Here is a 21,135-nt window from a genome sequence, read left to right as displayed (position 1 = left end):
CTTAGCTGCTCTGCTGGTCAATATCAAGGGGAAACTGAACCGTTTGGTTCACATGTTGACGCATTTCGACAATCGGGCGGTAGCGCTCGAATAGGATCAAAGTCATGGAAACTCGCCCAGCGACGCCGGAAGTTTTGGAACGACGAGGAGGGCGGCCAGCCGCCGGAACCGACCCGCACAAGCGTCGGCAGATATTGGAGGGTGCGGGACGTGTCTTCTCCACGCTCGGCTTCGATGCCGCGAGCATGAACGACGTCGCCCGCGAGGCGAAAGTCTCGAAGGCGACGCTCTACGTGTACTTCCAGGACAAGGAACATCTCTTCACGTCGATCTGCGCCGAGCGTCGCGATCGCAACATTTCAGAGCTGATCTCGCTCCTCGATCCGCAGAAGCCCGTCAGAGCCACGCTGCTTCAGTTCGGCACCGAGATGATGCGGCTGCTCTCTGATCCATTCGTCGTCGCTGCCCATCGCATCGTCATTGGCGTCGCCGAACGGATGCCGGAAATCGGCACCGAGTTTTTCGAGGCTGGACCGAAGCGGATGGCGACCGCGCTTGCGGCCTACATCGACGCACACATCGCGGCCGGGCGCTTGAACGTCCCGAATTCCTATCTCGCTGCCGCGCAGTTCCTTGAGCTTGTGCAGTCGTTGATCTTCCGCCCGCGTCTCTATGGTGCGATCACGGAACGTCCGACCGATCAGGAGATCGACACGGTCGTCGAATCTGCGGTCACGATGTTCCTCGCAGCCTATCGCGCGAAGGACGCAAACTGAGGACGGAACGGGTCGTCGTCGTCAGACGGCGGCCGCTTCCGGCAGCTGTTCCGCAAACGCCAGATCGCGAGGATTCCTCTCGACGCCCGCGAGCGTATGCCAATCAGGCAGGTTCGCGAGCGAGGAATCGATAAACGTCTGGTGCCAGAGCTGCGTCGCGAGCACCGCGACGAGGCCGAGTTCCATCGAGCTTCGCTGATAGAAGTGCGACGACAGCTCCGTATATTTCGTTCGCCACAGTGCGACGGCCTCGGGATCGAAGTATCCGGTCTTTTTCAGCGAGGCTTCGCTGAGAAGTTCGTCGACGTAGGGCAGACGCTGCTGCAGGAAAAAGCCATCGAGCGGCGCGCGGAACATGCCCTTCGGCCGCCACGCAACCGACTTCGGCAGCCATTTCTCCGCTACGCGCCGGACCAGATATTTTTCTCGCAGTCCTTTGATCTTCCAACTCGGATCAAGACCCGCAACGAAATCGAACACGTTGTTGTCGAGGAACGGATAGCGCATCTCGACCGACTGGCTCATCGCGATGCGATCGCCCTTGAGGCTCAGAAGCTGGCCCGGAAGATGAATGCGGCCCGCCCAGTAGATGGCGCGATTGATCGGATGCCAGCGCTCGGCCCGGCCGAGGTCGGGCGCGAAATCCGCGTACGGATCATGATCGCCAAGCTCGCCGAGCATGTCGCCGCTATAGAAACGAAAACGCGACGCGCCGAGCAGATCGTAAAAGCGCTGGAACGGATGCGCTCCGCCCGCCGACGGTGCGCAGCGGTCGAGATAGGCCACGGCGTCCTTGTTACAGCCGAGCCACGTGAAGAAGCGTCTGCGAATGGCGGCATCGATCGTGCCGCCTGAAATCGCGCCAAGCCACTCGAGCACGCGGTCGATCTTGTACCACGGATAGCCGGCGAACCATTCGTCGGAACCTTCGCCGGTCAATGCAACCTTGAAGCCCTTTTCATGCACTTTGCCTGCAAGAAGCATCAGCGCCGTGCACGACGTATCCGTGACGGGCGCTTCCGTTGCGACCAGCAGCCGTTGGTAGTTCGAAACGATTTCTTCCGAGCCGCACGGCACGATCGTTGGATCGGCCTTGAGATGGCGTGAGATCACTGCCGCCTGCTCGGTCTCGTCGAGTTTCGGATCTCGGATCTTGACCGTGAACGTCGCCGGCGGCGCGCCAAGAATGTCGCTCGCCATCGCGACGACCGTGCTCGAGTCGACGCCGCCGCTGAGATACGACGCAACCGGAACATCGGCGCGGAGCCGACGCTTCACTGCGCCATACAGAACGCTCTCGAACTCATTGACGAGCGCCTTCTCATCTTGGCCGCGCGCTTCTTTCCCTTTGTCGGGAAAGTCCATCGTCCAATACGCATGCTCGCTGATCGCGGCAGCATCGCCCTGACGGCCGCGCGAGATTTTCAAGAACGTGCCGGGCTGCAGGATGTTGATGCCGTCGAAGCAGCTGAACGGACCCGCGACCGCGAGAAAATTGAAGACCGCATCGATACCGCGCCGATCCGGCTTCGGCTCGATCATGCCGGTCGCGAGCAGCGTCTTGATCTCCGACCCGAAGATCAGCCAGTCGTTGCCGAACCGCGTCGTGCGCGTCCAGTAGAGCGGACAAATGCCGAAACGGTCGCGCGCGAGAATGAATTGCTGCTTGCGTTCGTCGAACAGCGCGACGGCAAACTGACCGTTGAGCTTTTCGAACATGTCTTCGCCGTGCGCTTCCCACATGTGCGGAAGAATTTCGGTGTCGCAGTGCGTTTTGAGCGTGTGACCGTGCGCCGTCAGATCGCGGCGCCAGTCGTCGTGGTCATAGATTTCGCCGTTGAAGACGACCGAGACGGATTTGTCCTCGTTGAACATCGGCTGTTGGCCATCGGCCAATCCGACGATGCTGAGGCGGCGCGATGCGAAGCCGACGCCGGGCCGCTGCAGATATCCGTCCTCGTCGGGGCCGCGATGCTGCATGGCATCGGCGGAGCGCTTCAGCACGGAGAGGGGAACCGAGCGGCGCCCTTTGAGATCAATGATTCCGAAAATACCACACATACAACGTCCAAACTTTTTGAGGGCTGTGAATTGCGCAGCCAGCGCGGCCGATAAAATTAGGATGTAGGCCGCATTACCGCAAATCTGCCGAGCAAGCTCTGGCGAATTTATGCTGCGGTTACCGTCCGGCGGTTCCGGAGCGGAATGTTTAAAGTCGGTACGTCACCGAATGGTGGTCGCCGTTCGCGACAAATACGCACAAACACGGGCGTTAAGGGAGCTAGGCCGGAAGGCTTAGCCCCCTCTTGAAATAGCGGTAAAAAACCGTCGATCGTGACCGGAAGATACTTACGGCGCCGGAGCCGGTGCCGGTGTGGTGGTCGAGCTGTCGGTTGCCGGCGGCGTAGCCGGTGTTTCAGCAGGCGCCGGAGCGGCTGGCGTTTCTGCCGCGGCCTTCTCGGCAGCTGCTTTCTCAGCGGCTGCCTTATCGGCCGCTTCCTTGGCTTCCGCAGCCGCCTTGTCCGCATCAGCCGCAGCTTTATCGGCCGTCGAGCTGTCGGTCGCGGCCTTGTCGGCAGCGTTGTCAGCTTTCTCTTTTTGACTGTCGCAAGCCGCGCTCCCAAGCGCGCCGAGCACAGCCAGCGCAATTAGCAACTTCCTCATGGCACATCTCCTAGCCGCAAAAGTAGTCTCACCGCTGAGTTAAGTAGGTGCGCAGGCATTCAGGCGCAATCACCGGCCGAAATCAAGGCGGTTGCCCTGAAATGCGATGAGCCTACTGAACATGGTTCGCGGTTTGAATACGAATTACATCTAATTCGCATATGCGAGCACCGGCAGGAGAGAGCTGCTTTCCCGCCGCTATTCCTTGCGCCGTCGCGTCATGAACGCCAATCGCTCGAGCAGATGAACGTCCTGTTCATTTTTGATGAGCGCACCGGCAAGCGGCGGCACGAGCTTGCGCGGATCGCTTTCGCGGATGAGAGCAGGATCGATGTCCTCGTGCAGAAGCAGCTTCAGCCAGTCGAGCAACTCCGACGTCGACGGCTTTTTCTTGAGGCCGGGGACGTCGCGCAACTCGTAGAAAATCCGAAGCGCATCGCCGACGAGCCGCTTTTTCAGTTCCGGGAAATGCACGTCCACGATCTGGCGCATCGTCTCGGCGTCCGGAAACTTGATGAAGTGAAAAAAGCAGCGCCTGAGAAACGCGTCGGGCAGTTCTTTTTCGTTGTTCGACGTGATCAGAACGATCGGACGCGTCGTCGCCTTCACCGTCTCGCCCGTTTCATAGACGAAGAATTCCATGCGATCGAGTTCTTGCAGCAGATCGTTCGGGAATTCGATATCGGCCTTGTCGATTTCATCGATCAGCAGTACCGAGCGCTCCGGCGCGGTGAACGCCTCCCACAGTTTGCCGCGCTTGATGTAGTTGGCGATATTCTTGACGCGCTCGTCGCCGAGCTGGCCGTCGCGCAACCGCGAAACGGCATCGTATTCGTAAAGTCCCTGCTGCGCCTTCGTCGTCGACTTGATGTGCCATTCGATCAACGGCGCGCCGAGCGCTCTTGCAACTTCGGCAGCGAGCACCGATTTGCCTGTGCCGGGTTCGCCCTTGATGAGAAGCGGGCGCTGCAACTGGATTGCGGCGTTGACGGCGACCTTCAGATCGTCCGTCGCAACGTAAGAGGAGGTGCCCTCGAATTTCATGAAACCCGTAACCTCGGAGTTTTGTGCTTCGCCAATCTATGGGGCGGCTGAAAGAACGAGCAAGATGACGGAAACGCACGACCGGCGGCCGGCTATCCTGCAATTATGCCGGAGTATCGCCGGAACATTCTCGTCAAGTACTTGTTTTAACTGTCAAAAATTAGTCGTTTTTGGACGCGGATTGGGCGGCGCGCATGCTTGACTTAGCGCCGCCTCGAATAGATAAGGATCGGCCGGAAATTAGGCCCGATTCACTTGGATCGAGTTTCCTTCGGCAACGATTATCAGCTCGAGCGCATAAGCCTCAGGAGAGGCGGACGATGAGCAAGACGATCGCGGCAAAGACGGCGAAGGGAAAATCCGCCGGGAAGAAGGCTGTTGCCAAGTCCGCTCAGTCGGCAAAGGCCAGCAAAACGCCGGCAGGCAAACCTGCCGCGGACAAAAAGAAAACGGCGGCAAAACCGGCGCCGGTCAAGTCTTCCAAGGTGAAGACGGCGACGGCCGCGAAACCGGCTACAAAGAAGGCTCCAGCAGCGAAGGTCGCAGCGCAGCCGGCCGCAGTGCCGAAACCGGCGTTAAAGAAGTCAGAGGGTACGAACAAGAAGATGGCTCCGCGCGTAAAGATTGCAGATATCGTTCTCCCTGCCGGCTACAAGCCGTCGGACGACGAGCCGTTCATGAACGACCTGCACAAGGCGTATTTCCGCAAGCGGCTGCTTGACTGGAAAGACGAGATCTTGCGCCAGACGCGCGAAACGCTGGCGATCTTGCACGAGGACTCGACACAGCACGCCGATCTCGCCGATCGCGCGACCTCAGAAACCGATCGAGCGACCGAGCTTCGCACGCGCGACCGTCAGCGCAAGCTGATCGCCAAGATCGACGCGGCTGTCGGCCGGATCGAGGACGGGACGTACGGATATTGCGAGGATACCGGCGAGCCGATCGGCCTGAAGCGGCTCGATGCCCGCCCGATCGCCACCCTGTCGGTCGAGGCGCAGGAGCGCCACGAGCGCCGCGAACGCGTTTATCGCGAGGAATAGCTGAGGCGAGGGCGCGGCCATACCCCGGCCGTCCCGTTTCGCGACATGGCTTTACCGGCCATTAATTGATTGGGGGGACACTCTTCTACCACAGCTTGTGCAGGCTGCGCGGCCGCCTTCCCGAAGGGGAAGTCGCCCGAGCAATTCTGGCCGTGCGCGCCGGGCGGCCGGCTCCCCGAAGCGGGAGGTCGCTCGACGCTATGCAACTGGCGGTGCGCGCCGGGCGGCCGGCTCCCCGGAGGGGAGTCGCCCGGCGCAAACAAAGGGAGACAACGCTCGTGTCGATTACGATCTCGTCTACGCTGGCAGCAGCGGCGATCGCGACAATGGCCAGCGCCGTTCTGTCTTCGACGTCTTGGGTGAACGCGCTCCCGTATGTCGATGTCAGCGCAAGCCCGGAAATGTGGAATGCCGCTTCGGCAGCGCGCAAACAGTCGGCGCGATCAGCAAAACGCAGCCTCCGAAATCAGTTTGCGAGTACCGTCCGGCCGCTCGATCTTCACAAATTTACGCTGGCCGATTTCGGCGACGTCGACGCTTCCCGCTAAGTCGATTTGATCCGGCCGATCTGTCGTAAATGGCCGCCTTTGCGGCCATGACGCTTTTGCAGCTATCGCTGAATTTCTAATCTCTAATCCCTATTCCCTAAAACCTAATCCCTAAAACTGCGGTCCGGAATCCGACTCCGGCGGAGGTTGCGAGCCACGCGCAAACATCGGCGGGCGGCGGAAACCCGCGCGATCGCGAGGCGGCGCAATTTCAGCCTGTGGCGGCGCGGCAGGCGGCGTGATGCCCGTTTCAATCACGACGTCGACGGGTCCGCCGGTCATCACCAGATGCTCGACGCCGTCGCGCCGGATCAGCAGCAGCTTTCTGCGGCTATCGATGCTGGCATGATCGACGACCTCGAGCCGGCGCTCGCCTTTTTGCCGGAACAGAACGGAGGAGGGACTGGTCCCGTTTAAATAAGCCCGCAGGAAAACCGCGATGCCCGCGCTCGCCAATCCCAGCACGACCAACAGCAACGTCCAGAAGATATAGCTTTGCATGCGCGCCTCGTGCCTGGTTGCCTCAATGCCGCGTATCGAATTCTTGCAAGAGATAGCGATCGATACACGCGAGTTGACTGCATGTTAACTCTCTTGAGCGAAGTCTTAGCCAACAGAAAAGCGCCGACTCGTTGCGGCACAGTTGCAGTTGCGTTTGAGTTCCAGTTCCCATGCTCCAGACTGACGCCCCGGCCATCGAGAATCAGATAGATTCCGAGCCCATGAAGGATCGCGAGGCGTTGAGGATCAATGCCGCCCCGCTCGACACGCTGAACACAGCGGAAGGGTTCGGCGGGTTCCTCCCCGTAGCAATGATTGTTGCCGCAGCGGGCGCCCTGGTTTTTGGCCTGCTTGCGAGCAGCTCCGGCAAGCCGGTTCTGCTGACCGTGATCGCGGTTCTGGCAATGCTCGGCATGTTCCTGATCTTTGGTGTCGCCGCCGGACACATTCGCATCGGAGCGCGCGTGGCGCCGGGCGATCTGCTCAAGGCCGCCACCGACGCCAGCGACGAGCCGCAGATTCTCGCGCACCAGGACAGCACGGTCGTCTACGCGAATGCGGCGCTCGAAGATATGTTCGGCCGCCACGAAGCCGGACCGTTCGCAGCGCTCGATGCCGTGATGAGCGCCGAGCCCGAAGCGACGCAAGCCCTCTTTCGCCTGACGCGCGCCGCCGAACGGGGCGAGAGCCGCAGCGAGGATGTCCGCTTGCGTCCAGGTCCGTCGCGCCGCCCGGCGTGGGTCAGGATTTCCGTGCGCCCGTTCGTGTCGACCGGCAATGGCGACGGCACGCTTCTGCGGCAGCGTCTCGCGCTGTGGCGCATCCGGGACATTTCGAAAGACAAGGCGCAAGAAGCGCAGCGCGTCGGCACGCTTGAAACCGCGCTCGCAGCCTTCGACACGATGCCGGCGGGCTTCATGTCGATCGCAGGCGACGGCACCATTCTTCACGTCAACGCCGCGTTCGAGCAATGGCTCGGCTATCCGGTCGGTTCGCTCCGGACGCATCATCTTCGCTTGGCCGAACTTGCGGGCGGCGACGGCGCGCGCCTCCTCGAGAACATGGCCGGGATACCGGAAGCCGATCAGCGCGTCGTCGATCTCGACCTGACGCGGCAGGACGGCCGCATGGTGCCGCTGACGCTTCTCGTCGAACCGGCGGGTGGTCATCCCGATGAAGGTTTCACGATCACCGCCATCAACCGTCTGACGGCTGGGCTCGGAGATCGCACGCCGCAGGACGTTCGCGCTTCGCAGTTCTTCCAGTCGGCGCCGTTCGGCATCGCGACGATCGACGGCGAAGGCCGGATCGCAAGCTGCAACGCTGCCTTCATGCGCCTCGTGCTCGACGGACGACCGGCGCAGGACGTTCTGGCTTGCGAAGCGCTGGGCCGTACGGGCGACGCTGGCGAGCGCACGCGCATCGAAGAAGGTCTCGCAGAGGTTCTTGCCGGGCGCGGCAACGTGCAGCCGATCGAGATTACGTCGGGCGATCAGAAGCAGTTCACCTGCCGGGTGTTCATGTCGCCGCTTGCCGCCGTGTCGGGCGGCGCCGCAGCGGCGCTCTACGTCATCGATGCGACCGAGCAGAAGCAGCTCGAGGACCGGGTTTCGCAGGCCCAGAAGATGGAAGCCGTCGGCAATCTGGCGGGCGGCATCGCGCACGACTTCAACAACGTGCTGACGGCCATCATCGGCTTTTCCGATTTGCTGCTGCAGACGCATCGCCCGAGCGATCCGTCGTACAAGGACATCAAGAACATCCAATCGGCGGCGAACCGCGCCGCTAATCTCGTCGCTGGACTGCTCGGCTTTTCGCGCAAGCAGACGCAGCAGGTCTCCGTGTTCGACCTGAACGAGCTGACGTCTGATATGCGCGCCATGCTGAAGACGCAGGTGCGCGAGAAGATCGATCTGCAGTTCCAGGCGGGACGCGATCTCTGGTACGTCCGCGCCGACAGCAATCAGCTGTATCAGGTCATCCTGAACCTCGCGCGCAACGCTCGCGACGCGATGCCCAGCGGCGGCAAGCTGACGATCCGCACGCAGAACGTCACCGAGCGCGAAAGCCAGCGCATGAGCCCCGCCGCGGGCTTCACGCCGGGCGAATACGTGCTGCTCGAAATCTCCGACACCGGCACCGGCATGAGCCCGGAGGTGATGGCGAAAATCTTCGAGCCGTTCTTCACGACCAAGGGCATCGGCAAGGGCACGGGCCTTGGCCTCGCCTCGGTCTACGGCATCATCAAGCAGTCGGGCGGCTACATTTTCCCCGAAAGTGAGCTCGGCAAGGGCACGACCTTCAAGATCTTCCTGCCGCGCTATGTCGTCGAGGATAACGAAGAAGCTGCAGCCGTGCGTCCGCAGCCGATCGCCGCCGGCAAGAAGGAACTCCAGGCAACCGATCTCACCGGCACCGGCCGCGTGCTGCTCGTCGAGGACGAGGTCGAGGTTCGCCAGTTCGCAGTCCGCGCGCTGAAGCGTCAGGGGTATCAGGTTCTGGAAGCGACCGACGGCGTCGAAGCGCTCGAGATCATGGCGGCGAATGAAGGTGAGATCGACATCGTCGTATCGGACGTCGTGATGCCGGAGATGGATGGTCCTGCGCTGTTCAAGGAACTGCGGAAGCGCAACCCGTCGATCAAGGTGATCTTCGTTTCGGGCTATCCGAACGAAGCCTTCCGCGAGAGCATGGGCTCCGACAATTTCGCCTTCCTGCCAAAGCCGTTCTCGCTCCCGCAACTCGCCGCGAAAGTGAAGGAAGAGCTGGCGAAGTAGAAGCCTCTCGCTTCGTCATCCTCGGCCGAGCGCGGCGAAGCCGAGTCGAAGGCCGGGGATCCAGCACAAGACTTGTCGCAAACGCAATATTGAGCCTTCGGCAATTCTTCTGCTGGATTCCCGAAAGGCCTCGCATGCTCGGCCGTTCGAGAATGACGAAAGAATCTCAGAGCCAGCCAGAATTTCGAGCGTCTGGGGATCTCTATCCAAACGCCACTTCTCCCCTCCTCTCAAGGGAGGGGCTGAGCATGACGTGAAGACCCATGCGGATCGCCTGAGAAAACTTCGCAAATGAAGTCGTGCGGCACACGCCTGTCCTGCTGCGAAATCACCACCGGTCCGCCGCATCACGCTTCTGTTACCCCCACCCCTAACCCCTCCCCGCAAGGGGGAGGGGAATGAAGCGGCGCCTCTGTTACCCGGCCTGCGAAGTGAGCAGCCGACGCATCGGTGGTTCGGGATGCAGGCTCTCACTCAGACGCTGCCCCTCACACTGACCCTCTCGCCGCGAAGAACGGGGAGAGAGAATGACCCTGCGATGATCCTCGCCCCACTTCTCCCTTCCCCTTGACGGGGAGGGGTCGGGGGTGGGGTGAAGACGCAGGCGGATCGTCTGCAGCAGAAATGAATGCGGGCGGCAACTGATGATCAGTGCACCGCCCGCATATCGGAACGAACTCGACGCAGATGTTTGCCGTCCGAGCTTGATCGAACCTTAGATCTCGCCCTTGAGACCCTTCTCGAAATATTTGTGAATGACCTTGTCCTGGTTCTCCAGGAGCCAGTCGATCGTCGGCTGATAGGTCATCGCCTTGTGAATGGCGAGCGCCGTCGCCTTGCGATGAATGTCGAACAGGATCTTGTGGTCGAGCTTCTCGATCGTCGCGACCGACGGGTTGAGCCACACCGACACGATGATGCCGAGATCATCGACCTTGTCGCGCGGCAGGTCGCCCGAGCGCACGGCGTCGAGCACGCCCATCGACGTCGCATACTGAACGGTGCCCATGAGGATGTTCGTGTAGCGCTCGTTCTCGACCGTCACCTTGCTGACGCACAGCGTCGGCGGACGCACCATGACGTCGGTGTTGAGCAGCGACAGCACCTTGCTGTGCCCTTTGGTCTGGTCGCCGAGAAGCGTCGCGAAGGCCGTGCCGAACGGGCCGTCCATCTCGCCGATCGCAACTTCGGGTTCCGCCGCAGTGCCTGGCGGGCCGCCCGCGACCAGGGCTTCGCCGACCCGGATGCCGAAACGGCCGCTTGATGCGCTCATGTCTAATACCTCGTCTTGGTTCCTGAAATCATTCGGCCCATGATGCCGAGTAGCGGACCGATAGCCCACTTGACCCCTGTCCACTCTATAAGTTCCGCTTATTTGAGTACGATGAGAACAAAACGTGATTGACGAGATTGGAACAAATAGGGTACATATATCCTTAATTGAAGGCGCTGGGCGCTTGCCATATTGAGGGACGACGATGGAACGGCCGGATTGGACTGTGCTCGAAGGGGGCAAGATGGATAAGAAGCAGGCGCTCGAACACGCGCTTCAACAGATCGACAAGAACTTCGGTAAAGGGTCGATCATGCGCCTGGGCGCCAATGATAAGGTCGATATCGAAGCGATACCGACTGGCTCGCTCGGGCTTGACATCGCCCTCGGCATCGGCGGCCTGCCCAAGGGCCGCATCATCGAGATTTATGGTCCCGAAAGTTCGGGCAAGACCACGCTTGCGCTGCATGTCGTGGCTGAAGCTCAGAAGCGCGGCGGCATCTGCGCCTTCATCGATGCCGAACACGCAATCGATCCGGGCTACGCCAAGAAGCTCGGCGTCAAGATCGAAGACCTTCTGATTTCGCAGCCCGATACCGGCGAGCAGGCGCTTGAAATCGCCGATACGCTCGTCAGATCCGGCGCCGTCGACGTGCTGGTCGTCGACTCGGTCGCCGCTCTGACGCCGAAGGCGGAACTCGAAGGCGAGATGGGCGACAGCCTGCCGGGCCTGCAGGCGCGCTTGATGAGCCAGGCGCTGCGCAAACTGACCGGCTCGATCTCGAAATCGAAGTGCATGGTCGTTTTCATCAATCAGATCCGCATGAAGATCGGCATCATGTTCGGCAACCCGGAAACGACGACGGGCGGCAACGCGCTGAAGTTCTACGCCTCCGTCCGCCTCGATATCCGCCGCATCGGCCAGATCAAGGAGCGCGAGGAAACGGTCGGCAATCAGACCCGCGTCAAGGTCGTCAAGAACAAGGTCGCGCCGCCCTTCAAGCAGGTCGAATTCGACATCATGTACGGCGAGGGTATCTCGAAAGTCGGTGAGCTGATCGACCTGGGCGTCAAGGCGGGCATCGTCGAGAAATCGGGCGCTTGGATGTCCTATAACGGCGACCGCATCGGCCAGGGCCGTGAGAACGCCAAGACGTATCTCAAGGAAAACCCGAAGATTGCCGCCGAGATCGAAAACTCGATTCGCGCGAATGCCGGATTGATCGTCGAGAAGATGCTGGTCAACCCGGACGCGGGTGAGGATGACGGCGAGGAGCCGGACGAGGACGGCGTGCTGCCCGACGAAGACACCAAGAAAGTCGCCAAGGCCAAGCGCTGACGAATCGAATGTCGGAGAACATCATCATCCTCGAACGGCGAAACCGTGAGCCGTTCGGGGATCCAGCATAAAACTGCCGGAGGCTCATTATAGCGCCTTCGACGAGACTTACTCTGGATTCCAGGTTTTCGCCTGCGCTCAGCCGAGAATGACGGAAGGGAGTGCGCCCACTATACAACCGTCATCCCGGCGCAGGCCGGGATCTGCCCAAGCCGATGCCTTGCGGTTTGTCGGATGCTCGGACGGATGCCCGCCTTCGCGGGCATGACGGAGACAGGGCCTGCAATATTCGTGGCGGACGGAGTCGCCATCCCGTGCCGTGAGACCGGCCTTTCCGTCTCACCTTCCGTTTCTGGACACTCTCCAGGGCCGCCGCTACAACGGCGGCCTTGAACCGTTCCAGGGACGCTTCGGTCCGGGCGGTTATGTCCGCGAATAAGGCTTGAAGGCACACATGGCTGGCGTCAGCGCAATCCGCTCTTCGTTTCTCGACTACTTCGCCAAGAACGGTCACGAGGTCGTGCCGTCGTCGCCGCTCGTGCCGCGCAACGACCCGACGCTGATGTTCACCAATGCCGGCATGGTGCAGTTCAAGAACGTCTTCACCGGGCAGGAAACGCGGGCCATCCCGCGCGCCGCGTCGTCGCAAAAGTGCGTTCGCGCCGGCGGCAAGCACAACGACCTCGACAATGTCGGCTACACCGCGCGCCACCACACGTTTTTCGAGATGCTCGGCAACTTTTCCTTTGGCGACTACTTCAAGGACCGCGCCATCGAGTTGGCCTGGAACCTGCTGACCAAGGATTTCGGCCTCGACGCCAAGCGCCTGCTCGTCACGATCTATCACACCGACGACGACGCTTATAAAATCTGGAAGAAGGTCACGGGCTTCTCCGACGACCGCATCATCCGCATCGCCTCGAGCGACAACTTCTGGCAGATGGGCGACACCGGCCCCTGCGGCCCGTGCTCGGAAATCTTCTTCGACCACGGCGATAAAATTCCGGGCGGCCCGCCGGGCTCGCCGGACTCGGAAGGCGACCGCTTCATCGAGATCTGGAATCTCGTGTTCATGCAATTCGAGCAGCGCGCTCCCGGCGATCGCATCGATCTCCCGCGCCCCTCGATCGACACCGGCATGGGCCTCGAGCGCGTCGCGGCCGTGCTCCAGGGCAAGCACGACAACTACGAGATCGACCTGTTCGAAAACCTCATCCAGTCGATCCGCCAGGAAGCCGCCAAGACCGGCGCCAAGGAGACGGGCGGCGACGCAAGCCCCGAGTTCCTGAACGTCGCCCGCCGCGTCATCGCCGATCACCTGCGCTCGACGAGCTTCCTGATCGCCGACGGCGTGCTGCCCTCGAACGAAGGCCGCGGCTACGTCCTCCGCCGCATCATGCGCCGTGCCATGCGTTACGCGCACCAGATGGGCTGCCACGATCCGTTGATGCATCTGCTCGTGCCGTCGCTGGTCCGCGAAATGGGCGACGCCTATCCCGAACTCGTGCGCGCGCAGCCGCTCATCACCGAAACGCTGAAGCTCGAAGAAACGAAATTCAAGCGCACGCTCGACAACGGCCTGAAGCTCCTGGGCGAAAGCTCCGCAAGCATCAAGAAGGGCGCCGTCTTCCCCGGCGACGTCGCGTTCAAGCTCTACGACACCTTCGGCTTCCCGCTCGATCTGACCGAAGACGCGCTGAAGCCGCGCGGAATTTCCGTCGACACCAACGCCTTCGACGCCGCGATGAAAAAGCAGAAGGATGCCGCCAAGGCCGCCTGGAAGGGCTCGGGCGAAGCGGCGACAGAAGGCCTGTGGTTCGAGATCAAGGACAAGGTCGGCGCCAGCGAGTTCCTCGGCTACGACACCGAGACCGCGGAAGGCATCGTCGCGGCGCTGGTCGCGAACGGCAAGGACGCCGATACATTGAAGGCGGGCGACGAAGGCGCGCTCATCCTCAACCAGACGCCGTTCTATGGCGAAAGCGGCGGCCAGGTCGGCGACCAGGGCGTCATCAAGGGCGCGAAGGGCGCGCTCTTCCGCGTGACCGACACGCAGAAAAAACTCGGCGATCTGTTCGTGCATTTCGGCAAGGTCGAGGCTGGCAGCTTCACGGCCGGCGATGCCGTCGAGATCGAAGTCGATCACGCCCGTCGCACGGCAACGCGCGCCAATCATTCCGCGACGCATCTGCTGCATGAAGCGCTGCGGCAAGTGCTCGGCACGCACGTCGCGCAGAAGGGCTCGCTGGTTTCGCCCGATCGCCTGCGCTTCGACTTCTCGCATACGAAGCCGATGTCGGCCGAAGAAATCAAAGCCGTCGAGGACATGGCGAATGCCGTGCTGCTCGAAAACACGCCTGTCGTGACGCGCTTGATGGCGCTCGACGAAGCCCGCGCGTCCGGCGCGATGGCGCTGTTCGGAGAAAAATACGGCGATGAAGTGCGCGTCGTCTCGATGGGATCGACGCGCCCCGGCGCCAACAAAGCATGGTCCGTCGAACTCTGCGGCGGCACGCATGTCACGCGCACCGGAGATATCGGGCTCGTGCGCGTCGTGGCCGAAAGCGGCAGTGCCGCAGGCGTTCGCCGCATCGAAGCGCTGACGGGCGAGGGCGCGCGCGCCTACCTCGATGAACAGGACGCGCGCGTGCGCGAAGCCGCGAGCGTACTGAAGACGCGTCCCGAGGACCTGATCGAGCGGCTGAAGCATCTTGTCGAAGAACGCAAGGTTCTCGAAAAGCAGTTGGCCGACGCCAAGCGGAAGCTGGCGCTCGGTGGCGGCGTCAACGGCGCATCTGACGGCGCGGATGCCATCCGCAGCATCGGCAACGTCAAGCTGCTCGCGCGCACCGTGCAGGGTCTCAACCCGAAGGATCTGCGTGGCCTGATCGACGACGGCAAGAAGCAGGTCGGCTCCGGCATCGTCGCGATCGTCGGCGTGACGGAAGACGGCAAAGCCGGTCTCGCGGTCGGCGTGACGGAAGACCTCGTCAAGTCGTGGAGCGCCGTCGATCTTGTGAAGGCGGGAGCCGAAGCGCTCGGAGGCAAGGGCGGCGGCGGCCGTCCCGACATGGCGCAGGCGGGCGGCCCCGACGGAGCCAAAGCCGGCGACGCACTGAAAGCCATCGAAGCCCGCCTTGCAGGCTGACGCGCATCGTAGACGCGACGCCTTCTCGCTCGTCATGGCCGCGCAGGCGGCCATCCACGCTGTGCGCAACGAACGCGGTCTCGCGTTTCGATGTCTGATTGCCACGACGCTCGCGGTTCACCCCGAATTGCCGGAGGTGGCAGGCTGCGAAACATAACCTTGCCGGGAATTCACGAGTGACGGTCGGGAAGTTTGGGTATATAGCCCGGCAAACTTCCTGCTGGGATACTCGCAAATGCATCGCTTCCGTGCCTTGGGTTTTGTCGTTTCGGCCGCGTCTGTTCTGGCGTTAACGCTTCCGGCGCTCGCCAACGATCCAGTCGTCAAGCTCGCGCCGACGCCGATGCCCAAAGCCGGTCCGACGGTCACGGCGGCGGAGGGATTTTGCGGTGATCCGACCGCGAAGGCTCAAGAGCTGATCGACCGGTATTCGGCGAAGTCCGATCTGAAGCAGGTCTACAAAAGCGATCAGTACATCGCCTACAGCGACGACGATAAGAACGCCTCCGTGATGTACACGTTCACGGTGAAAGGGCATCCCGCTTACCCGGCAGCCATCTGCCGCAAACCCGTGCAGCAGGGCGATAACCTCGTCATCACGATGGCCGTGGTTTGCGATGGCGAAAAGGACGCCTGCGCCACGCTGAAGAACGACTTCAACGTCATGACCGCCAAGATGCAGGCCGAAGTCGATCAGCAGATCGCTGCCCAGAAGAAATAGCGCGTTCGCTCACGCATGGCGGCCGGCTCGCGGAACGCGAGTCGCCATGCGCAATCCAAAACTCGGCCGGCTCGCGGAAGGCGCGAATTCGACCCGCGCGTGGCGGCCGGCTCCGCGAAGCGGAGTCGCCACGCGCAAAACAAAGACTCCACGCGCAATCTAAAGACTCTTCCTCGCAAGCCAGATGCTGTGCCCGCCGGTCTGCGGATCGTCAAACACGTTGGCGACGACCTCGAAGCCGTTGTCGGCGAGCAACGCGCGATAGGCGTCCGGTGCGAGACTGGAATGGTAGAGCGGTTCGCCGCCGAAGGTCCCCATTGCCACGCCATCGCTCGGCCCGCTGGTGAACATCAGAGCGGCATGAGGCGCCGCGTGCGCGCGAAAAATCGCAAACATGCGGCGCTGATCGTCCCGCGTCAGATGAAAGAAACTGTCCCACGCGAGCAGGCCGTCGAACGTTCGCCCGAGGGACAACGTGCGCATGTCCGCGACGTCCCATGTGCTGTCAGGAAAACGCGCCCGGCAGCGTTCGATCATCGCGGGCGACGAGTCGACACCATGAACCTGGTAGCCCGCTCGCGCGAAATAGCCCGCAATAGGCTCGCCCGCTCCGCAGCCGATGTCGAGGACCGAGCCGCCCTTGGGCAGCAACGCTTCGAAGCGCTGCAACCAAGCGCGTTCGGGTAGATTGCGGGATCGTTCCGCGTCCCAGAGGTGCGCGTGCCGTTCGTAAAGCCCGATGATGCGATCCGCCTCGCTGTCCGTCATGCGAAGCCTCGCATCATCGATCGTCGCGGCGCGTTTATGCTTTCGCGCCCATCGCCGCTTTCAGGTTCTCGTCGACCTTGTCGAGGAAGCCGGTGGTCGACAGCCATTTCTGATCCGGGCCGACGAGCAGCGCTAGGTCTTTCGTCATGAACCCGGATTCAACCGTCGAGATGCACACCTTTTCGAGCGTCTTGCAGAAGTTTGCCAGCGGCTCGTTGCCGTCAAGCTTGGCGCGATGCGCGAGACCGCGCGTCCACGCGAAAATCGAGGCGATCGAGTTCGTCGACGTTTCCTTGCCCTTCTGATGCTCGCGGTAATGGCGCGTGACTGTGCCATGCGCGGCTTCCGCTTCGACGGTCTTGCCATCGGGTGTCATCAGCACGCTCGTCATGAGGCCGAGGGAGCCGAAGCCTTGCGCGACGGTATCGGACTGCACGTCGCCGTCGTAGTTCTTGCAGGCCCAGACGTAGCCGCCCGACCACTTGAGCGCGCTCGCCACCATGTCGTCGATTAGGCGGTGCTCGTAGGTGATCTTGCGCTTTGCGAATTCATCCTTGAATTCCGCGTCAAAGATTTCCTGGAAAATGTCCTTGAAGCGCCCGTCATAGACTTTGGCGATCGTGTTCTTGGTCGAGAGATAGACGGGATAATTTCGTGCGAGCCCGTAATTCAACGACGCGCGTGCGAAATCGCGGATCGAGTCATCGAGATTGTACATCGCCATGGCGATGCCGGAGCCTGGCGCGTTGAAGACTTCCTTTTCGATCACCGCGCCGTCGTCGCCGGTGAACTTGATCGTCAGCTTGCCCTTGCCGGGAAATTTGAAATCGGTGGCGCGGTAGATGTCGCCGTAGGCATGACGGCCGACGACGATCGGCTGCGTCCAGCCCGGCACGAGGCGCGGCACATTCGTGCAGATGATCGGCTCACGGAAGATGACGCCGCCGAGGATGTTGCGGACGGTGCCGTTGGGGCTCTTCCACATCTCCTTGAGATTGAATTCCTTGACGCGTGCTTCGTCCGGCGTGATCGTCGCGCACTTGATGCCGACGCCATGGGTCTTGATCGCGTTGCCTGCGTCGATCGTCACCTGATCGTCGGTCTGATCGCGGTTCTCGACGCCAAGGTCGTAGTACTCGATGTTGAGATCGAGGTACGGGTGAATGAGCTTGTCCTTGATCAGCTTCCAGATGATGCGGGTCATCTCGTCGCCGTCGAGCTCGACGACGGTGCCTTCAACCTTGATCTTGTTCATGGGGATGATCTCGCAAGCGAAAATGGAGGGTGGGGGAGTGGGCCGGACCTTAAAGGTCCCCGGCGCACCGATGAAGCGTACCTTCGCCGCAGTCGTGCGGCAGTTCGCGAGCGGGATCAAGCCCTCCGGGGCTTAGACCAAAGGCTGGGCAAGCGCTGCTCATTTGTTTAGCAATGTTCCAAGCTAGGGACCCTTCAGTGCGCGTCTATAGTATGACTGCGGCGGCCGCTGCGGGATCGCGTGCGAAACGGAGACGGATTTGAACGCCGGGACTGAGACCGACAACCGTGATACGAACGTCGATGTGCGCATCGGCGCGGGCGGCGAACCCGTGCTCGGACCTCGCGAGACGCGCGTCGCCGAAGTCGTGCACGCCTGTCATGCGGTCTCGATCGATCAGGGCCTCGAAACGCTCGCCATTCCCGGACTGACGCGCCAGACGCTGGAGCCAGTGCTGCAGTACTGCGCCAGCCTCAAGTGCATCGAAGATCAGGTGACGTGCCCCGGCTGCAAGCGCCGCACCGAAGTGCAGGGCATCGAGACGCTCGATCAATTCATCCTGAGCAAAAAAGAGATCGTCGTCGGCGACGGACGCGTGCGTCTGAAAGGCGAAGGCACCGAGACGATCGCGACGCCGTGCCTCGAGTCCCTCGCCAAGCAGTGGTCGGGCGAGAATTACTGGTTCTGGGCGCGCCGCGTCATCCGCAAGCTCCGCCACGGCCTGCGCCGGGCGCATATGAAGGGCGAGCCGGTCGCCGGGGAAGGCGAGACGCCGTCGGTCATCCTGATGGAGCCGCAGCTCGCCGACAACATCGGCATGGTGGCGCGCGCCTGCGCCAATTTCGGGCTCGACGATCTCCGCCTCGTCAATCCGCGCGATGGCTGGCCGAACGAAAAGGCGCGCATCGCGGCCTCCGGCGCCAACTACGTGATCGACGATGCCCGCCCCTTCGAGAAACTCGAGGACAGCATCGCGGATTTGAACTGGATCGCCGCTACAACTGCTCGCCAGCGGGATATGCGCAAGCCAGTCCTGACGCCCGAGCAGGCGATCGCGGAAGCCCGCGCCCGGATCGCGCGCGGTGAACGCTGCGGAATTCTTTTCGGGCGCGAGCGCAATGGTCTCGAAACCGGCGAGGTCGCGAATGCCGACGCGCTGATCATGATTCCGGTGAATTCGCGCTTCGCGTCTCTCAACCTCGCACAGGCAGTGCTGCTTCTCGGTTACGAATGGATGCGCAGCGACGCCGGTCGCAGTCTCGGCCGCGTCACAACCTATGAGAAGCCCTTGAACGAAGGTCTATACATGGGCCGCGACCGCCCCGCGACCAAGGAGGAACTCATTGGTCTGTTTGAACATTTGGAGCGGGAACTCGAGGCAAACGGCTTTTTCAACCCCGCCCATCGCAAAACGGTCGTGTCACAAAACCTGCGCACGCTGCTGACACGAATGAACGCCACGGAACAGGAAGTTCGGACCCTTCGTGGCATAGTTGCCACGCTCGCACAGGGCAAAGGCAAGGCCCGAAAAGGCCCAAGTGCGACGCCTTGATCTGGACATGTTTTGGGCTGAGCGATGCCAAGGGAAAAGGCATACTGGCGATATGCAACGTGGCTTGCGAGACGCCGCGTCGGACGGCTTTCGACGGAAACCGGAAAAGAAATTCAGGCTCAACTGGAGATGTTGATGAATATTAAGGCGGGGGTGGTGTTGGCGGGCGTTGCTGCGCTGACGCTTGCAGGGAGTGTGACGTCAGCAAGCGCTCAGGACTTGAGTGAACACGCGGTCAAATCGTTCATGGAATACGCTTGGTCGCTGACGCCTCAGCAGTTTTCCAAGCCGGACGGCTCTGTCATCGTCATCGACAAGACGAAGAAGGATCAGGTCGTTGTTCCGCTGGATGTGGCGCGCGAGGTCATCAAGGCCGGCCGTCTGTCGGCGCACGCCCAGATCTGCGATTTGCGCGACGACCAGATTCTGAACCACCGCGCGCTCATGCGCCGCGAAGAGTTCAAGAAGAAGTGGACGCCGCAGCAGATGGTCTACATCAGCCAGCTCCACCTCACGACGGTCATGCTGCTAACCGGCCGCATCCGTCTCGTCGAGAAGCAGGGCGACAAGGAAGTCGTCGTCGACGAGAAGAAGGAGTCGGCGCAGTCGTGCACCGACGAGCAGAAAAAGAAGGTTAAGGAGCTGATCACGGCTTACGTCGAGGCGAGCCCGCCGGTGAGTGCGGTCGCCGGTAAACCCCCAGCCCAGCCAGGCCAGCCCCAGCAGGGAGCCCCCACGGCCACCGGCTCGGTCGCGGGCGGCACGACGGTCGAGAAGAACTAGCGGCGAATAGGCCGTTGACGAGACGGCCGACCGCCTCTATCAACCAACCCGCGCGGGCCTTCGGGCCCGCGTTTGATTTCCGCGCACCCGTGGCGGGACTGTAGAAGGTCCATGCCTGTCAGCCCTCGAATGAGGGTAGAGGAGGGGGCGCTCCACACGGCCGCGCCGGTCATTTCGGCCTGCGGGGTCTCAACTCATGGAGTGCTAGAAGATGACTAAGCGCATTCGCGCCAAGCATAAGATCGACCGCCGCCTTGGCGAGAACATCTGGGGCCGCCCGAAGAGCCCGCTCAACCGTCGTGAAAGCCGTCCCGGCCAGCATGGCGAGCGCCGTTCGGGCAAGCTGTCCGACTTCGGCCAGCAGCTCAAGGCCAAGCAGAAGCTCAAAGGCTATTACGGCTCGATCTCCGAGCGCCAGTTCCGCGCCGCTTATGACGAAGCTTCGCGCCTCAAGGGCTCGACCTCGGAACTTCTGATCGGCCTGCTCGAGCGCCGCCTCGACGCGTTGGTCTACCGCGCCAAGTTCGTGCCGACCGTGTTCGCCGCGCGCCAGTTCGTCAGCCACGGTCACGTCACCGTCAACGGCAAGCGCGTCACCATTCCGAGCTACCGCCTGCGCATCGGCGACGTCATCGAAGTGACGGAAAAGGCGAAGCAGCTCGCGCTGGTTCTTGAAGCCATCAAGAGCGCTGAACGCGACGTGCCGGACTACGTCAACGCCGACCACAACAAGATGACGGCGGCTTTGACGCGCATCCCGGCGCTTTCGGACGTGCCCTATCCGGTTCAGATGGAACCGAACCTCGTCGTCGAATTCTATTCGCGCTAATTTCGCTCACGCATGGCGGCCGGCTCGCGGAACGCGAGTCGCCATGCGCATCAAAACTTCGGCCGGCTCCGCGAAGCGGAGTCGCCATGCGCAACTAAAAATGCAAAGCCGGCG

The 21,135-nt window shown here is 61.9% G+C and carries 17 protein-coding genes; 10 read left to right on the top strand and 7 right to left on the bottom strand.

Annotated features, from left to right (window positions below):
• The first annotated feature begins 104 nt into the window (after positions 1–104).
• On the top strand, positions 105–776 hold the full coding sequence (locus HDEN_RS10525) for a TetR/AcrR family transcriptional regulator (protein WP_013216092.1): 672 nt from the start codon (positions 105–107) through the stop codon (positions 774–776).
• Between the two features lie 21 nt (positions 777–797).
• Here HDEN_RS10525 and asnB read toward each other — a convergent pair whose 3' ends face one another.
• From asnB to HDEN_RS10510, 3 genes are all read right to left on the bottom strand, one after another.
• Positions 798–2,837, bottom strand: a complete 2,040-nt coding sequence (gene asnB / locus HDEN_RS10520) for an asparagine synthase (glutamine-hydrolyzing) (protein WP_013216091.1) — start codon at positions 2,835–2,837, stop codon at positions 798–800.
• Between the two features lie 288 nt (positions 2,838–3,125).
• Positions 3,126–3,440: a hypothetical protein gene (locus tag HDEN_RS10515; protein WP_013216090.1), complete on the bottom strand. Its 315-nt coding sequence runs from the start codon at positions 3,438–3,440 to the stop codon at positions 3,126–3,128.
• Positions 3,441–3,638: 198 nt separating this feature from the next.
• Positions 3,639–4,484, bottom strand: a complete 846-nt coding sequence (locus HDEN_RS10510; RefSeq protein WP_013216089.1) for an AAA family ATPase — start codon at positions 4,482–4,484, stop codon at positions 3,639–3,641.
• A gap of 320 nt (positions 4,485–4,804) precedes the next feature.
• Between HDEN_RS10510 and dksA the strand changes: the two genes are divergently transcribed.
• The gene (dksA, locus tag HDEN_RS18565) at positions 4,805–5,527 is read left to right on the top strand and encodes an RNA polymerase-binding protein DksA (RefSeq protein ID WP_013216088.1); all 723 of its coding nucleotides are present in this window, start codon (positions 4,805–4,807) and stop codon (positions 5,525–5,527) included.
• 278 nt (positions 5,528–5,805) lie between these two features.
• Entirely contained in the window at positions 5,806–6,075 is a 270-nt protein-coding gene (locus HDEN_RS10500) for a hypothetical protein (protein ID WP_013216087.1), read from the top strand.
• A gap of 111 nt (positions 6,076–6,186) precedes the next feature.
• Here HDEN_RS10500 and HDEN_RS10495 read toward each other — a convergent pair whose 3' ends face one another.
• Entirely contained in the window at positions 6,187–6,576 is a 390-nt protein-coding gene (locus tag HDEN_RS10495) for a flagellar biosynthetic protein FliO (RefSeq protein WP_013216086.1), read from the bottom strand.
• Between the two features lie 170 nt (positions 6,577–6,746).
• Here HDEN_RS10495 and HDEN_RS10490 point away from each other — a divergent pair, with 170 nt between their 5' ends.
• The gene (locus tag HDEN_RS10490) at positions 6,747–9,353 is read left to right on the top strand and encodes a PAS domain-containing hybrid sensor histidine kinase/response regulator (RefSeq protein WP_013216085.1); all 2,607 of its coding nucleotides are present in this window, start codon (positions 6,747–6,749) and stop codon (positions 9,351–9,353) included.
• Between the two features lie 715 nt (positions 9,354–10,068).
• Here HDEN_RS10490 and fae read toward each other — a convergent pair.
• Positions 10,069–10,626: a formaldehyde-activating enzyme gene (gene fae, locus HDEN_RS10485; protein ID WP_013216084.1), complete on the bottom strand. Its 558-nt coding sequence runs from the start codon at positions 10,624–10,626 to the stop codon at positions 10,069–10,071.
• 205 nt (positions 10,627–10,831) lie between these two features.
• Here fae and recA point away from each other — a divergent pair, with 205 nt between their 5' ends.
• From recA to HDEN_RS10470, 3 genes are all read left to right on the top strand, one after another.
• Positions 10,832–11,965, top strand: a complete 1,134-nt coding sequence (recA, locus tag HDEN_RS10480) for a recombinase RecA (RefSeq protein WP_013216083.1) — start codon at positions 10,832–10,834, stop codon at positions 11,963–11,965.
• Positions 11,966–12,419: 454 nt separating this feature from the next.
• The gene (alaS, locus tag HDEN_RS10475) at positions 12,420–15,113 is read left to right on the top strand and encodes an alanine--tRNA ligase (protein WP_013216082.1); all 2,694 of its coding nucleotides are present in this window, start codon (positions 12,420–12,422) and stop codon (positions 15,111–15,113) included.
• 235 nt (positions 15,114–15,348) lie between these two features.
• Positions 15,349–15,834: a hypothetical protein gene (locus HDEN_RS10470; protein ID WP_013216081.1), complete on the top strand. Its 486-nt coding sequence runs from the start codon at positions 15,349–15,351 to the stop codon at positions 15,832–15,834.
• Between the two features lie 159 nt (positions 15,835–15,993).
• Here the strand turns inward: HDEN_RS10470 and HDEN_RS10465 are convergent, their stop codons facing one another.
• Both HDEN_RS10465 and HDEN_RS10460 read right to left on the bottom strand, forming a co-directional pair.
• Positions 15,994–16,602: a class I SAM-dependent DNA methyltransferase gene (locus tag HDEN_RS10465; RefSeq protein ID WP_013216080.1), complete on the bottom strand. Its 609-nt coding sequence runs from the start codon at positions 16,600–16,602 to the stop codon at positions 15,994–15,996.
• Between the two features lie 34 nt (positions 16,603–16,636).
• Positions 16,637–17,857: an NADP-dependent isocitrate dehydrogenase gene (locus HDEN_RS10460; protein WP_013216079.1), complete on the bottom strand. Its 1,221-nt coding sequence runs from the start codon at positions 17,855–17,857 to the stop codon at positions 16,637–16,639.
• 259 nt (positions 17,858–18,116) lie between these two features.
• On the opposite strand from HDEN_RS10460, the gene HDEN_RS17990 reads away from it, so the two are divergent.
• The 3 genes from HDEN_RS17990 (at position 18,117) to rpsD (ending at position 21,021) form a co-directional block, all read left to right on the top strand.
• The gene (locus HDEN_RS17990; protein WP_013216078.1) at positions 18,117–19,409 is read left to right on the top strand and encodes an RNA methyltransferase; all 1,293 of its coding nucleotides are present in this window, start codon (positions 18,117–18,119) and stop codon (positions 19,407–19,409) included.
• A gap of 135 nt (positions 19,410–19,544) precedes the next feature.
• Positions 19,545–20,192 carry a hypothetical protein gene (locus tag HDEN_RS10450; protein WP_013216077.1) on the top strand — a complete coding sequence of 216 codons (648 nt, stop codon included), beginning with the start codon at positions 19,545–19,547 and terminating at the stop codon, positions 20,190–20,192.
• Between the two features lie 211 nt (positions 20,193–20,403).
• Complete coding sequence (gene rpsD / locus HDEN_RS10445; RefSeq protein ID WP_013216076.1) at positions 20,404–21,021, top strand: 30S ribosomal protein S4; 618 nt, start codon at positions 20,404–20,406, stop codon at positions 21,019–21,021.
• Positions 21,022–21,135 lie beyond the last annotated feature (114 nt).

The sequence above is a fragment of the Hyphomicrobium denitrificans ATCC 51888 genome (assembly GCF_000143145.1).
In the GTDB taxonomy this organism is placed as follows: domain Bacteria; phylum Pseudomonadota; class Alphaproteobacteria; order Rhizobiales; family Hyphomicrobiaceae; genus Hyphomicrobium_B; species Hyphomicrobium_B denitrificans.
This window is presented reverse-complemented; position numbering and strand designations above follow the sequence as displayed.